Below are 14,995 nucleotides of genomic sequence, written 5' to 3'. Positions count from 1 at the left end.
GCTATAAGTATTTTTTTTATACCTCACAAAAAAACAATAAGGATTTTCTTAATGATGAAATCTTTCTTAATTTTGTTAAATTAAACGCCGTCAATATCCACTAATTCATAACTTGGCGGTCATATTGATTCTTTTTCTCTGTATTTTGTTCCCGTGTTTTTATATTAGACCAATCATTTGCTTCAATTTTGTTAATCTCGCACTTTTCAAAATTAGGTATCTTTCTGAATTTATCCTCTGTGTTGGGTAAATAATCATTATTGAATAGAAACTCGATAGGTTTCTTAAAGTGAAATCTTCTGATACTAACAGGAAAGTAATTATCCCAATAAACATTTTTGAATTCAATTTTTTTATCTATGGTTATTACAGGTAATAAACTATCCAAATATTGCTTATACTTTGGAAGTACAATTGTATAACCAAATGGTATTGCTACTACATCTTTGAAAGGATCAATTTCATGATAGGCATAATAATCATGTGTTTTAATTTGAATAAATTCCTTTATTAAAGAAGGAGAAACAGGAGAAGGATAACGATCTATATTAAATCCAAGAGAAGTCGCTTTCTGTTTAGATAGAGTTACGTAGCCAAACCTTGTATGGTCGGTTTCGTGGTTATAATAAATTTCAGCATTTTCAAGGCGATAGACAGTATCAGGGTGCTTTTGGATTTCCTCAAAAAGCTGGCTATACGATAGCCTACGGCGGGCTTGCTGGGCTTGGGCTTCGGCAATCAAAACCCACAAAAGAGCAAAAAAGAAAACTGCATTTTTCATATACTTAAAAGGTTTAATTTCAAACCTAAATAAATGAAAAATTCTTGTAAATGTAAATTATTTGCATAGAAGTTTCAGGATTGTGGTTTTTATTTATTCTTCGGATAAAATGACTAAAAAAACGCGAATTATACATATTGGATAAAAAACACCACCCCCAACCCCTCCTCAATGAGGAGGGGAGTTTTATCGTCTAAAAAACCAAAATTTTAGCAATATCCCAACTCCCCTCCTTTCCAAGGAGGGGATTAAGGGGTGGTTTATCAAATGCAATTCAAAAGTGTTCGGAAATCTTTTTTAATCCTAAACAATTTAATAGCAAGACTTCAAGAATTTAGGTTTGCTAGCAAATGCCAAAATTTTCAAAAAGAAAACTTATCTTTGCCCGAAAATCCTGTCTATATGCCAATTTTTCAGAAAACACCCCTCAATCAAATCCCATTTTTCTCTAAAATTTTTCAAGATTATATAGCTCAAAATGCTGTTTTAGAACCTTTTTTTCAGTTCGTACCTCGCAAAGAAACTTTTGGCAAAATCATTGCTCAAAAACAATTTCCACAAGAAAAGCGAAATCTTTTGTACCAAATCTTTCAGGAGCAGTACGAGCGTATTTCTCTCTATAAAACAGAAAAAGAAAACATTGAGGCACTGCTTTCCGAGAAAACCTTCACCGTTACTACTGCTCATCAGCCTTCTATTTTTTTCGGAGAGTTGTATTTTGTGTATAAAGCCCTTACTACGCTTCGCTTGGCGGAGTTTTTGCGAGCTTTGATGCCTGCATATCATTTTGTACCTATTTTTTGGCTTGGCTCTGAAGACCACGATTTTGCAGAAATTTCGCATTTCAGGCTTTTTGGTAAAACCTACCAATGGCACACCGAACAGAAAGGAGCCGTTGGCAGAATGAAAACCGCTGAAATTGCCGAAATTCTTTCGGTTTTACCTGAAAAAATCCCTGTTTTTGAAACCGCCTACACGCAATACCCTACGCTTGCCCAAGCTACTCGCTATGCTTTGCACGAATTTTTCGGAAAGAAAGGTTTGCTTGTACTTGATGGTGATGATGCAAAGCTCAAGAAAGCCCTTATCCCTGTGATACAAAATGAGTTGCAAGAGCAGAAAACAGAGTTTTTCGTGAAGGATACTTCTTTGCAACTCACACGCTTGGGCTATCACGCACAGGCACAGGCTCGTCCTATCAACTTTTTTTATCTTGATGAAGGTCTGCGGGAAAGAATTGAGCGAAAAGGAGATTTCTATGAGGTTTTGCATACGCCTTTGCGTTTTTCTGAAACGGAAATTTTACAACTTACTGAAAAAAATCCTGAAAAGTTTAGTCCCAATGCTTTGTTGCGTCCTATTTATCAGGAACTTGTGTTGCCCAATCTTGCCTACATCGGCGGACCGGGCGAAATAGCCTACTGGTTGCAACTCAAAAGCACATTTGAGCATTTTCGTCATCTTGCACCACATCTCACAATGCCAATGCTTTTGCCCCGCAATTTTGCATTAGTGCTTACGCAAAACCAAAGCGAAAAAATCAATAAATTGCAACTTTCTGTGCAAGATTTTTTCCAAGAAAGCCATACGCTTAAAAAATTATTTTTATCAAAGCTCGCTTTACAAGAATTTTCGCTACCGCAGGAGAAAGAAACTATTTTGCAGGCTTTTGAGAGCATCAAACAAAAAACAGCAAAAATTGATAAAACTTTGCTTTCTGCTGTTGAAGCCGAAGAGCAAAAAAACCTCAAAAGCCTTGAACATTTAGAAAAACGTATTCAAAAAGCAGAGGAAAAAAAGCACGAAAATGAATTGCAACAAGTGCTTTCGCTCAAAGAAAAGTTATTTCCCGATGGAGCTTTGCAAGAGCGAAAAGATAATTTTTTGAATTTTTACCTAAATTATGCTACATTTTTAGAGGATTTGCACCAAATTTTTGAGCCATTCAGCAATGAATTTTACATCATTCAGATACAATAAGAACATTCCAATCCTCTTGCTATTGGCGGTTTTTGGGGGGATTTGTTTGCAAGCAGGTTTTTGGGGCAAGGGTTGGGTGATGTTGGGTTTTATGGGTTGGGTATGCCTGTGGCAAGCTGAAAAAATCTTGAAAGAAACCTTCCTAAAAAGAAATTTTCTGCGACGGTTGCTTGTAGCCTTTTTGTTTTTGTTTGTTTGGAACGTAGTAGCAACTTGGTGGGTACGCATTACGGGGGCTTTGTGGGTGATAAGCGTTGCCAACAGCCTTGTAATGCTTGTACCTTTGGTTTTTTGGTGGTGGGTACGAAAATTTTTTGCCGAAAAGTACGAAAAATGGCTTTTTATTCCGATATGGATAAGTTTTGAATTTGCTCATCATCACTGGCAACTGACTTGGGTATGGCTGACTTTAGGCAATACTTTTTTGTATCAGAACGAGTGGGTGCAATGGTACGAATACACAGGCGTATGGGGCGGCTCGCTTTGGATTCTGCTTGTAAATGTAGTTTTTTGGGAAATTAAAGAGGCTTTTTCTATAAAAAAAATAGCGTTTTTGGTGGCTCTTTTGGCTTTTCCGATTACTTTTTCTTGGATTTTGCGAGAGCAAAAACTTTTACCTACCCAAAAATTGAATGTAGTTTTAGTTCAACCCAATATTGACCCTTTTACGGAAAAATTTAACGATTGCCCTCGTTTTATTCCTTTTGCCAAGCAAGCCCAAATATTAGTGGATTTGACTTTGCAAAAATTTGATAAAAACGCCGATTTAGTAGTTTTTCCTGAAACCGCCCTTGATGAAAATTTTGATGAACGTTGGGTCAGGAAATATCCTACTTTTCAGAAAATTGATAGCTTGCAACAAAAATTAAACGTGCCAGTACTTTTGGGCGTTTCTACGAGGATTTTCACCAAAGAAAAAAGCAGTCCTACAAGTCAGTATGCACCGCTATCAAATGCTTATTACGAGGATTTCAATACAGCACTACTTTTGCAGAAAGATACGATGTTTTGGTACAAAAAAATGATACTGGTGCCAGGGGTAGAAACCATACCTTTTCCTGAATACACTATTTTTCTGAAAGATTTTATCAGTGATATTGGGGCTTCGTTTTTTTTGTTGGGCGTGGGAAAGGAAATCTCTACTTTTCCGACTTCCAAAGCTCAAATTGCCCCGATTATTTGCTACGAATCAATGTATGGCGAATTTTTGAGTAAATTTGTGCAAAAAGGAGCAGATTTGCTTTGTACCATTACCAACGATGGTTGGCTCGGTGATACTGAATGGCAAAAACATCATTTGTATTTGGGTGCTTTGCGTTGCATAGAAACCCGCCGAGAGATGCTTCATTGCTCTAATATGGGGGCTTCGGCGGTAATTGATGTATGGGGCAAGGTAAGGAGCGAAATTCCTTACAATCAGCGAACTTCAATGAAAGCAATTGCTTTTACCTATCAGGAAAAAACTTTTTACACGCATTACGGCGATTTTTTACCGAAAATTGCTTTGAGCTTTGTAGGAGTGATTTTTCTTGCCTCATTAGTTAGATTTTTTCAAAAAAAACTAAAATAGGCAATTATGAAAGCTAAAATTTTAGTAAAACTTTGCTTGGGGGTATTGTACTTACAAAGTTTGCAAGCTCAAAATCTTTCAGAGGCACTAAATTCATTAGAAAACGATAGTCTGCTGAAGCAAGGCTTTTTGGCATTTTGCCTAATGGACGCACAAACAGGCAAAGTGCTTGCCGAAAAAAATATGCACAAAAAAATGAATGTGGCTTCTTGTCATAAACTATGGACAACCGCTACGGCATTAGAGGTTTTAGGCAAAGATTTTCGCTTTCAAACACAGCTGGCACACAGCGGCAAAATTGAAAACGGCACACTCAAGGGCAATTTATACATTATCGGCGGAGGTGATATAACGTTAGGCAGTACAGATTTTAAGGGAGTTCTTTCCAGAGAGCAAATTTGGGAGCGTTGGTATAAGATTTTACAAAACCTAAAAGTTCAGAAAATTGAGGGGCAAGTTGTGGGCGTAGGGGCTTATTTTGAGCAAAACGCTATTCCCGAAGGTTGGATAAAAGAAGATTTGGGCAACTATTATGGCTCTGCCGCCTATGGTTTGAACATCAGCGATAACGAGTATAAATTGCTCTTAAAACCTGCTTCCAAAGTTGGTGAAAAGGCTCAAATTCTCGGCACTGACCCTACTCTACCCTTTTTGAAGTTCAAGGGGGAAATTCTCACTGCCCCTAAAGGCACAGGCGATAATGCTTACATTGATGGTTATCCCTTTCATTATGAAAATTTTGTTCGTGGCACAGTGCCACAAGAAAGTAGTTTTTTTATCAAGGGGGCAATGCCTAATCCGCCGTATGTAACTGCTTTTTTGCTGAAAGACTATTTGCAAAAAAGGGGGCTTTCAGTTAGCCAAGAAGCCTCTTTCAGCTTTGAAGCTATCAATGAAAAACTCATCATTTTAGACAGCATAAGTTCACCTACGCTTGCCGAAATAATCAGAGAAATCAATCTATACAGCGTAAATCTCTATGCCGAAGGACTTTTTAGGCAGTTAGGTAAATATTGGGGCAAAGAAAGTGAAGCAGGAGCAAAAATATTGGAGTTTTGGCTAAAAAAAGGCATTGAAAGCAAAGGTTTGAACTTCAACGATGGTAGCGGACTATCACGGCTTAATACTTCTACGGCTTTTGCTATTTGTCAGATGCTCGTAAAAATGGCTCAAAATGAAACTTTTGTAAAAAGTTTGCCCGTAGCAGGTATTTCAGGGACACTTACAGGATTTGGCAAAAATACCATTTTGCAGGGCAATTTACAAGCCAAAACAGGCAGTATGCGGGGCGTAATTGCTTTTGCGGGATATTTTACAAATTCCAAAGGTGAAAAGCGTTGCTTTGCGATAATTGCCAATCAGTATGAAGGCAAATATGCCACTATGCGAAGTAAGTTTGAAAAAATATTACTCAAAGCCGCCGAGTAACGAGCTAAAAAGTATTTTTCCAAAAATTTTAACTTACTCCTCAAAAAATTTACGGATAAGATTTTTTATTTTGTGAAAACCTTTGAAAAAAATCAGTAATTTGTATTTTTGAAGCAAAATATTTGTATTTATGGCAAAAAAAGAAAAAAGCAAAGCGATTGTAGTGCCAGCTGACGAAAAAAGTAAATTGGAGGCACTCAAAACTACAATGGAAAACATTGAAAAAGCATACGGCAAAGGGGCAGTGATGAAACTTAGCGATGAAAAAGTGGTAGATGTGGAGGTTATTCCTACGGGTTCGCTGAGCGTAGATTTAGCTTTGGGTGTAGGTGGTCTTCCCAAAGGGAGAATTATAGAAATATTTGGTCCCGAGGCTTCGGGAAAAACCACATTAGCCATTTATACCATCATTGAGGCACAAAAAGCAGGAGGCATTGCGGCTTTTATTGATGCCGAACACGCCTTTGATAGATTTTATGCCGAAAAATTGGGTATGGACCCTGAAAAAGTCATTATCTCGCAACCCGATAGTGGCGAACAGGCTCTTGAAATCGCCGAGCAACTCATACGCTCAGGGGCTATTGATATTGTGGTAATAGATTCGGTTGCCGCCCTTGTTCCCAAAGCCGAAATAGACGGCGAAATGGGTGATAGCAAAATGGGCTTACAAGCTCGCCTAATGTCGCAAGCTATGCGAAAGCTCACTAGCCTCATTTCCAAAACCAATTGTTGTTGCATTTTTATCAACCAACTTCGTGAAAAAATCGGCGTAATGTTTGGTAGTCCTGAAACTACCACAGGCGGAAATGCCCTCAAATATTATGCTTCTGTAAGGATAGATATTCGCAAAATTGGGCAAATCAAGGACGCTGATGAAAACCCCATTGGTAGCAAAACACGTGTAAGAATTGTAAAAAACAAAGTGGCACCTCCTTTCAAGCAAGTAGAATTTGAGATTCTTTTTGGTAAAGGCATCAACAAAGTGGGGGAAGTTGCAGAATTGGCAACCGAATTAGGGGTTCTGAAAAAATCAGGAGCAAATTATTATTACAACGGAACCAAAATCGCTTTGGGGAAGGAGAAACTCCAAATAATGCTTGAAGAAAACCCCGATTTGGTAGAAGAATTGAAGCAAAAAATCAAGGAGAAAGTTGCCGCAGGAGCTAAAATCGGTGAAATTACAAGCGAAGAGAAAGCTAAAGTAAAACAAGAAGAGCAAGAAGCCGAGACCGAAGTAAAAGAGTTAGAAAATGAATAATAATAAATGGTTCGGGGGCTTCGCCGAAGGCGAAGCCCCCGAAAAAACTCACTTCAAAGCTATGATTGTCTATAATGTAACCGTAAATATTGAAAAAAATATTCACGAAGAGTGGCTCAACTGGATGCTCTCCAAACACATTCCTGACGTAATGCGTACAGGTTGTTTTTTGGAAAACAAAATTATGCGTTTGCTTACAGAAACCGAAAACGATGGCTTTACGTATGCCTTTCAGTATATTTGTGCCTCAATGCAAGATTTAGAACGCTATCAGCGAGAGTTTGCCCCCAAACTCCAAGCCGAACACTCCGAACGCTATAAAGATAAGTTTGTGGCTTTCAGAAGCATTTTGGAAATAGTGCAATAAATTAGATTTGCAACATTTCTAACTTAAAAACACCTCTACGCTATGTTGTTTTCGGAAATTCTTTTGTACGCAACGGCTTCGTTTGCGTTGGTTCAAATTTTATACCTATTATTTGTTTTCTTACGTATTCTATTTCATAAAGCCAAAAAAGAAATTGATTTTGATTTCCAGAAACCTGTATCGGTTATTGTAGCGGCACACAACGAACTGGAAAATCTGAAAAAACTTTTGCCCATTTTATACAGACAAAACTACCCTGAATTTGAAATTATTGTCGCAAACGACCGCTCCTCTGACGAAACAGAGCTTTTCTTACGAGATGAGCAACGAAAAGAGCCTCGTTTGCGGGTTCTGCATATAGACCACACCCCCGAACACATTAGCCACAAAAAATACGCTCTTACGCTGGCTATTCGTGCCGCTAAATACGAACATCTCCTTTTTACAGATGCCGACTGCCTACCCAATTCCGAAAATTGGATTGCTCTTACGGCACAAGAATTTACAAAAGAAAAACAAATCGTTTTAGGTACTTCGCCCTACCAAAAAGAAAAAGGCTTTCTAAATTGGCTCATACGTTATGAAACATTTTTTACAGCTATTCAGTATATTAGCTACGCTTTGGCAAAGTTGCCTTATATGGGCGTAGGAAGAAATCTTGCTTACACTAAAAGTTTATTTCTTGCAAGTAAAGGATTTCATAATCACCTGAAAATTGTTGGAGGAGATGACGACTTATTCGTCAATGCCAATGCTAATAGAAACAATGTTGCCGTATGCACCCACTCGCAAGCACAGGTCATTTCTATTCCCAAAACTACTTGGAGAGCTTGGTTTCGGCAAAAAAAAAGACATTTGAGCGTTGGAAAGTATTACCAAAAGAAACATCAGTTTTTTTTAGCCTTGCAAAACGGCTCTCACGTACTATTTTGGTTGGCTTTGACGTTATTGCTTTGTGCATATCCTTTTCAAAAAGAAATTTGGCAGTGGCAAGAAATTGCCCTGTTGGGGATATGCGGCTTTCGCCTTATTTTTTGGAGTTTGGTACAATACTTGAACGCAAAAAAATTGTATTTTGCTTCTGCTTATTTTTCTTGGTGGTTATATGATTTTTTGTATGTATTTTTTATCATATTTGTAGGCATAAAATCGTATTTCAGTAAACCCGAACAATGGATTTAGACGAAAACAAAGAACCTACTGAAAATTTTGAGTTTGAAAACCCGCGAGTTCAGAAAGAATTTGAACTCATCAGGAAAGCTCAACAAGGCGACCACAATGCAATGACAACGCTTATGAAGCGTTACAATAAGGCATTGTACTATGTGGTTCTCAAAATTGTTCGGAATGTTGATGATGCCGAGGATATTACCGTGGAAACTTTCGTAAAGGCTTTTCAGAATTTAGACAAATTTCGCTTTGAACACCCTTTTAGCTCTTGGCTTTTCAGAATAGGCACTAACCACTGCATAGATTTTATACGCAAAAAAAAGCGTGTTGAAATCATTAGCATTGACCAATTTATGAAAAAAACCGATGAAAAAAAGCCAGACAAGGAAGAAAGCAACGATTTCATTGATGAAGCTCAAAATATTGAACAAAACTCTATCAGAAGCCAACAGATAGAGGTTTTGCGTTTGCTTATCAGCAAACTACCCACCAACTATCGTAAAGTGCTTACTTTACGCTACTTTGAGGATATGGATTATCAGCAAATTGCCGAAGAACTGGATATTCCGATGGGCACCGTAAAAGCCCAACTCTTCCGAGCCAAAGAACTACTCAACGAGCTTATCCGAAAACACGAAAATTTGAAGTAATTCAGCAACCTGCCTCAATAAAACCTTTTCTTTTTTGAAAATGAATTCAGTAAAGCAAAAGTAATGGCAAAAAATTTGTAATTTTGCATATTGTTTCACGTGAAACTTTTTTATTCTCAAAGATTTTACAACTATGTTTCCTGAATATGATGTGATTGTGGTAGGAGCAGGACACGCAGGCAACGAAGCCGCCGCCTCCGCCGCTACGATGGGTTCAAAAGTGCTTCTGATAACAATGAATATGCAGGTGATTGGGCAGATGTCTTGCAATCCTGCTATGGGAGGCGTTGCCAAAGGGCAAATCATCAGAGAAATAGATGCTCTTGGAGGACTTTCAGGAATTATTACCGATAAAACTGCCATTCAGTTTCGTATGCTCAACCGCTCCAAAGGTCCTGCGATGTGGAGCCCACGTAGCCAAAACGATAGAATGCGTTTTGCCGAAGAATGGCGTTTGGCTTTGGAAGCCATTCCGAATTTGGATTTTTGGCAAGATATGGTTACAGGCATCTTGGTGAAAGATAAAAGAGCGGTAGGCGTAAAAACAAGTATGGGGCTGGAAATCCGAAGCAAAGCCGTTATCCTAACCAGTGGAACGTTCCTGAATGGTGTCATACATATCGGCGAAAAACGCTTTGGGGGTGGTAGAACAGGCGAAAAAGCCGCCACAGGCATCACCGAACAACTTGTAGAACTGGGTTTTGAAGCAGGCAGAATGAAAACAGGCACCCCCCCACGCCTTGACGGCAGGACTATCAATTACCAAGCAATGGAAGAGCAACCTGGGGACGAAAAACCTGAACGTTTTTCTTTTCTGGATACCCCTTTGCTTGAAAAGCAATTGAGTTGTTGGATAACTTACACCAACCAAGAAGTTCACGATATTTTGCGAACAGGTTTTGATAAATCACCAATGTTTACGGGCAGAATACAAGGCATAGGTCCTCGCTATTGCCCTTCGGTAGAAGATAAAATCAATCGCTTTGCAGATAAAGAACGCCACCAAATCTTTATTGAACCCGAAGGTTGGAAAACCATTGAAGTTTATGTCAATGGCTTTTCTACTTCTCTGCCCGAAGATGTGCAGTATAAAGCCATTCGCAAAATACCCGGATTGGAAAATGTAAAAATGTTTCGTCCGGGCTATGCCATAGAGTACGACTACTTTCCTCCTACTCAACTCAAACTCACCCTTGAAACTAAACTGATTGAAAATTTATATTTTGCAGGACAAATCAATGGCACAACAGGTTACGAGGAAGCCGCCTGCCAAGGACTAATGGCAGGCATCAATGCTCATTTGAAAATCAATGAACAAGAACCTTTCGTTCTACAACGCCACGAGGCTTATATTGGCGTGCTGATAGATGACCTTATCAACAAAGGCACTGAAGAACCCTACCGAATGTTTACTTCTCGTGCCGAATATCGTCTGCTCTTGCGTCAGGATAATGCCGATAGCCGACTTACTAAATTGGGGTACAAAATTGGTCTTGCCTCTGAGGAGCGTCTGCAAAGATTGAAAAAGAAAGAAGAGGCGGTAGCTCATTTGCTCAACGACCTCAAACAGAAAAAAGTACAACCCGAAGACATCAACGGAGTTTTAGAAACCATAGGCACTTCACCTATTCGTGAAAAAACCTCGTTTTATACATTGCTCAAAAGACCGCAAGTTTCATTGGAGCAACTTGGCAAACTTTACAAAGACTTAGGAAAATATTTGAGCAAATACGACGAAAAAGAATTAGAACAAGCCGAGATTCAAATCAAGTACGAAGATTATTTGATAAAAGAACAAGAAACAGCCCAAAAAATGAAAGAATTAGAAAATTACAGAATTCGTGAAGATTTCAATTACGACTTGGTAAAAGCTCTTTCCGCCGAAGGCAGAGAAAAGCTCAAAAAAATACGTCCCGAAACACTCGGACAAGCCTCACGCATTAGCGGGGTTTCTCCTGCCGATATTTCAATCCTGATGGTGTATATGGGAAAATGAAAATTTTTCTTAAAATTTTTAACAAGTAGTATTTTTTTGATATTTTGCTCATCATTTTCTTAACATAAATTTATTTTAACAATGAACATACCCAAAGGAACGCTGATTATTATAGGTGGTGCAGTAGATAAAGGCAGTTTTACGGAACAAAATTTTGACCCCGATGTAGAAAAAAATCTCAACTTCTTTGAAAAAGGCATTTTGAATCGTATTATTCGCGAGTCTTGTAAAAAACAAGATTCACGGATTGAAGTAATTACCACCGCCTCTAAAATTCCCAAAAAAGTAGGCTCGGAATATGTCAGAGCATTCAACTACTTAGGGGCAAAAAATGTGGATATGCTCAATATTGATAAGCGAGAGCAAGCGAATGATGATGAGTATTTAGAACGCCTCGCAAATGCCGATACCGTAATGTTCACGGGGGGCGATCAACTCCGCCTAACTACTTTTCTTGGGGGAACTAAATTTCACGACCTTCTGCTACAAAAGTATTACCACGAAAATTTTGTGATTGCGGGAACATCAGCGGGTGCCGCCGCCGCTTCGGATAGTATGATTTATCAGGGCAGTAGCAGTGAGGCTTTGCTGAAAGGTGAAGTAAAAATTACAAGTGGTTTGGGGCTTATTCAAGATGTAATCATTGATACTCATTTTGTACAAAGAGGCAGAATAGGACGTTTGTTTCAGGCGGTTGTAAGCAATCCGAAAGTGTTGGGAATAGGTTTGGGTGAAGATACGGGGCTTGTTATCAAGGAAAACAAGTCTATGGAAGTGGTAGGTTCAGGTTTAGTTATTTTAGTAGATGGAAGGTTTATCAAGCACACCAACATCACCCAAGTGCCTCTCGGAAGTCCTATTTCTATTGAAAATTTGGTTGTTCACGTATTAAGCATTCACGATGTTTATCATCTGGATACACACACTATCATTATGCACGAACACGTGAGTGTAGATGATGAATACTAATCAGATACAATAAAAACCCATTTTTTGAGTTTTTTCTCAAAAGCCAAGCTATGCTCAAATTATACACACATTACAAACAATTACTTGCCGATACGGTTACTCCTGTTAGCATTTATCTGAAACTTCGCGATAAATTTGCCAACTCAATTCTCTTGGAAAGCTCTGACTATCACGGCAATGAAAATAGTTTTTCATATATTTGCTTTCACCCTATTGCCCGTTTTGAAGTAAAAAATGGCACTATTCTTACGCAATTTCCTAAAACCAAAGCCCAAAGTCGGAAAATCAGTTCAGGAAAAGAAGTTATAACTGCTTTGGAGCAGTTTATTCAATCTTTTGAAGTGGAAAAAAATGATTTTAGTTTCATCAATAATGGGCTTTTTGGCTATATGGCTTACGATGCCGTAAAATATTTTGAAGATATTGCTATCAAGGATTTTGAAAACGATAGTCGTGCTATTCCTACCATTGTGTATCAGGTGTATCAGTACATTATTGCTATCAACCATTTCAAAAATGAGCTATATTTGTTTGAACATCTTTTAGAAGGCGAAAAAAGTCATCTTGCAGAAATAGAAAATCTGATTTTCAACAGAAATATTCCACAATATCATTTCCAAATACTTGACAAAGAGCAATCAAATTTTTCAGATGAAGAGTTTTTGGCTGTGATTGAAAAAGCCAAAAATCACTGCCAATTGGGTGATGTTTTTCAGATGGTAGTTTCAAGGCGTTTTGAGCAAAAATTTCAAGGTGATGAGTTCAATGTGTATAGAGCTTTGCGTTCTATCAATCCTTCGCCCTATTTGTTTTATTTTGATTACGGAAGCTATAAAATTTTTGGCTCCTCGCCTGAAGCTCAAATTGTGGTGAAAAATGGCAAAGCGAGTATTTTTCCTATTGCAGGCACTTTCAAACGCACAGGCAACGATGAAGCAGATTTTGCATTAGCCCAAGAACTACTCAACGACCCCAAAGAAAATTCTGAACACGTAATGCTTGTAGATTTAGCTCGCAACGATTTGAGCCGAAACGGCTTTAATGTAAGCGTAGAAACCTTCAAAGAAATTCAGTATTACTCTCACGTGATACATTTGGTTTCCAAAGTAACAGCTGATATTCCCAAGCACACTCCTACGCTACAACTGGTAGCAGATACTTTCCCCGCAGGCACGCTTTCAGGAGCTCCCAAGCACAAAGCTATGGAACTCATCAATTTGTACGAAAAAGGCAACAGAGGTTACTATGGAGGTTGTATCGGCTTTTTAGGCTTCAATGGCGAATTTAACCAAGCCATTATGATACGCTCTTTTTTGAGCAAAAACAATGTTTTGTACTTTCAGGCAGGTGCAGGGGTAGTAGCTAAATCTGATACGCAAAGCGAACTTCAAGAAGTCAATAACAAAGTGAGTGCCTTACGAAAATCCTTGCAAGATGCCCAAAAAGTTTAGGCTTGGGCTGTGAGCGTAAGGATAGTTATTTCAGGTAAAATGCCAACTCTGCCCAAATAACCAATGTAGCCAAAACCACGATTTACGTATAAATATTGTGTTTTGCCTTGTCGGTTTTTTTCTTGGTAGAGGTCAGCCCATTGCTTGTAACGATATTGCACAGGACTCCAACGAAAATCCCCATATTCAATGCCTAATTGCATTCCGTGTGTATGCCCCGAAAGCGTAAGGTCAATATCTGAAAATTCGGGGCGAATTTGAGCGTCCCAATGGCTTGGGTCGTGAGAAAGCAGAATTTTTACTGAAGCCTCATCAGTTCCTTGATAGGCTTTGGTAAGATTGCCGTATTTGGGAAAATTTCCTGTTCCCCAATTCTGAACGCCAATGATAGCTATTTTTTCGCGATTTTCTTCAATGAAAGCATTTTCATCTAAAAGCAAACGCCAATTCATTGCCTTATGAACTTCGTGCAATTTTTTTCGCAGTTTGGCTCTCTCCCCTGCTGTAATCCCAAAGATATAATCGCCATAGTCGTGGTTGCCCATTACAGAAAATACTCCAAAATCTGCTTTCAGTTTATCAAAAACACTGACATACTCTTTCATTTCGTCAGGGTGATTATTCACCAAATCGCCTGTAAAGAGTATGAGATTAGGTTTTTCGGCTAAAAGCATTTCTACACCGCCTTTTACGGCAGTTTTGTTGTAAAAACTCCCCGAATGAATATCTGAAATTTGAGCAATCGTAAAGCCTTCAAAACTTTTGGGCAAATGAGGTAAATAAATTTTTCGTCTGCGTACTTGGTAATCGTGAGCCCCTGAAATAATTCCCCAACTAAGCGTAGCCATAGGAATTGCCCCTGCTATCAAACCTGCCTGATGTATAAACTTGGCTCGGCTAATTTTTTTACCCTGAAAGCCTGTTTCCTGCTCAATAGGCTGAACTTTTTTTCTGAAAAAGGCAAAAAGTTTTCTTGTGTAAAAAATAATGTCCTCAAAAAGCACAAAAAACACCACAAAAATTTTAGAAATATACGCCACCGAAACAAAACCCTGCACCCACACACGCAAAGGCGACATATCCTTGAATATCCCAAAAAAGTACAAAGCAATACTTACAAGGCAAAAAGCACTGATAATCCAATACGTACGAAACCACAATTTTCGCTTGAAAGTAGTGGCATCGCGTAAAGCTACTTTCAAAGCCCGAAAAGTAATGTAGTCTATTAAAAGTAAAGAAAACAAAATAGTCAGAAAGCGAGGAATGAGGTAGGTCATAGTTTCAAAAATTCAAAAAATAAACGCAAAACAAACAAGAATAGTTTGATGATAAGAAGCAAATTCTTGACATAGCTCCGAAATTTTTGTAAATTTGG

The 14,995-nt window shown here is 38.5% G+C and carries 12 protein-coding genes; 10 read left to right on the top strand and 2 right to left on the bottom strand.

Features of this window, described 5'->3' with window-relative positions; all coding sequences use genetic code 11:
- Nucleotides 1-100: 100 nt before the first annotated feature.
- Nucleotides 101-781 (bottom strand): hypothetical protein, encoded by a 681-nt coding sequence (locus tag Rain11_RS03210; RefSeq protein ID WP_101357888.1) that lies wholly within the window; start codon nucleotides 779-781, stop codon nucleotides 101-103.
- A gap of 381 nt (nucleotides 782-1,162) precedes the next feature.
- Here Rain11_RS03210 and bshC point away from each other — a divergent pair, with 381 nt between their 5' ends.
- The 10 genes from bshC to Rain11_RS03160 all read left to right on the top strand — a co-directional run bounded on the left by bshC (nucleotide 1,163) and on the right by Rain11_RS03160 (nucleotide 13,620).
- The gene (gene bshC, locus Rain11_RS03205) at nucleotides 1,163-2,761 is read left to right on the top strand and encodes a bacillithiol biosynthesis cysteine-adding enzyme BshC (RefSeq protein ID WP_165778063.1); all 1,599 of its coding nucleotides are present in this window, start codon (nucleotides 1,163-1,165) and stop codon (nucleotides 2,759-2,761) included.
- On the top strand, nucleotides 2,718-4,331 hold the full coding sequence (gene lnt, locus Rain11_RS03200; protein ID WP_133121482.1) for an apolipoprotein N-acyltransferase: 1,614 nt from the start codon (nucleotides 2,718-2,720) through the stop codon (nucleotides 4,329-4,331). Before bshC ends, lnt begins: the two co-directional genes overlap by 44 nt.
- Nucleotides 4,332-4,337: 6 nt before the next feature.
- A complete protein-coding gene (dacB, locus tag Rain11_RS03195; RefSeq protein WP_101357885.1) occupies nucleotides 4,338-5,759 on the top strand; it encodes a D-alanyl-D-alanine carboxypeptidase/D-alanyl-D-alanine endopeptidase in 1,422 nt (473 codons plus the stop codon).
- A 130-nt stretch (nucleotides 5,760-5,889) separates the two neighbouring features.
- Entirely contained in the window at nucleotides 5,890-7,017 is a 1,128-nt protein-coding gene (gene recA, locus Rain11_RS03190; RefSeq protein ID WP_101357884.1) for a recombinase RecA, read from the top strand.
- Nucleotides 7,010-7,384: a DUF4286 family protein gene (locus Rain11_RS03185; protein WP_243390537.1), complete on the top strand. Its 375-nt coding sequence runs from the start codon at nucleotides 7,010-7,012 to the stop codon at nucleotides 7,382-7,384. Before recA ends, Rain11_RS03185 begins: the two co-directional genes overlap by 8 nt.
- 42 nt (nucleotides 7,385-7,426) lie before the next feature.
- Nucleotides 7,427-8,566 carry a glycosyltransferase gene (locus tag Rain11_RS03180; protein WP_101357883.1) on the top strand — a complete coding sequence of 380 codons (1,140 nt, stop codon included), beginning with the start codon at nucleotides 7,427-7,429 and terminating at the stop codon, nucleotides 8,564-8,566.
- Nucleotides 8,557-9,204 (top strand): RNA polymerase sigma factor, encoded by a 648-nt coding sequence (locus Rain11_RS03175; protein ID WP_101357882.1) that lies wholly within the window; start codon nucleotides 8,557-8,559, stop codon nucleotides 9,202-9,204. Before Rain11_RS03180 ends, Rain11_RS03175 begins: the two co-directional genes overlap by 10 nt.
- Before the next feature lie 133 nt (nucleotides 9,205-9,337).
- Complete coding sequence (mnmG, locus tag Rain11_RS03170; RefSeq protein ID WP_101357881.1) at nucleotides 9,338-11,200, top strand: tRNA uridine-5-carboxymethylaminomethyl(34) synthesis enzyme MnmG; 1,863 nt, start codon at nucleotides 9,338-9,340, stop codon at nucleotides 11,198-11,200.
- Between the two features lie 81 nt (nucleotides 11,201-11,281).
- On the top strand, nucleotides 11,282-12,169 hold the full coding sequence (locus Rain11_RS03165) for a cyanophycinase (protein WP_101357880.1): 888 nt from the start codon (nucleotides 11,282-11,284) through the stop codon (nucleotides 12,167-12,169).
- 50 nt (nucleotides 12,170-12,219) lie between these two features.
- On the top strand, nucleotides 12,220-13,620 hold the full coding sequence (locus tag Rain11_RS03160) for an anthranilate synthase component I family protein (RefSeq protein WP_101357879.1): 1,401 nt from the start codon (nucleotides 12,220-12,222) through the stop codon (nucleotides 13,618-13,620).
- On the opposite strand, the gene Rain11_RS03155 is transcribed toward Rain11_RS03160, so the two are convergent.
- Nucleotides 13,617-14,897, bottom strand: a complete 1,281-nt coding sequence (locus Rain11_RS03155) for a metallophosphoesterase (protein ID WP_101357878.1) — start codon at nucleotides 14,895-14,897, stop codon at nucleotides 13,617-13,619. The two genes, Rain11_RS03160 and Rain11_RS03155, sit on opposite strands and share 4 nt — an antisense overlap.
- Nucleotides 14,898-14,995 lie beyond the last annotated feature (98 nt).

It is taken from the genome of Raineya orbicola, assembly GCF_002843425.1.
Taxonomy (GTDB): domain Bacteria; phylum Bacteroidota; class Bacteroidia; order Cytophagales; family Thermonemataceae; genus Raineya; species Raineya orbicola.
The sequence above is the reverse complement of the archived record's forward strand: the minus strand, read 5'-3'. Positions and strand labels throughout refer to the sequence as shown.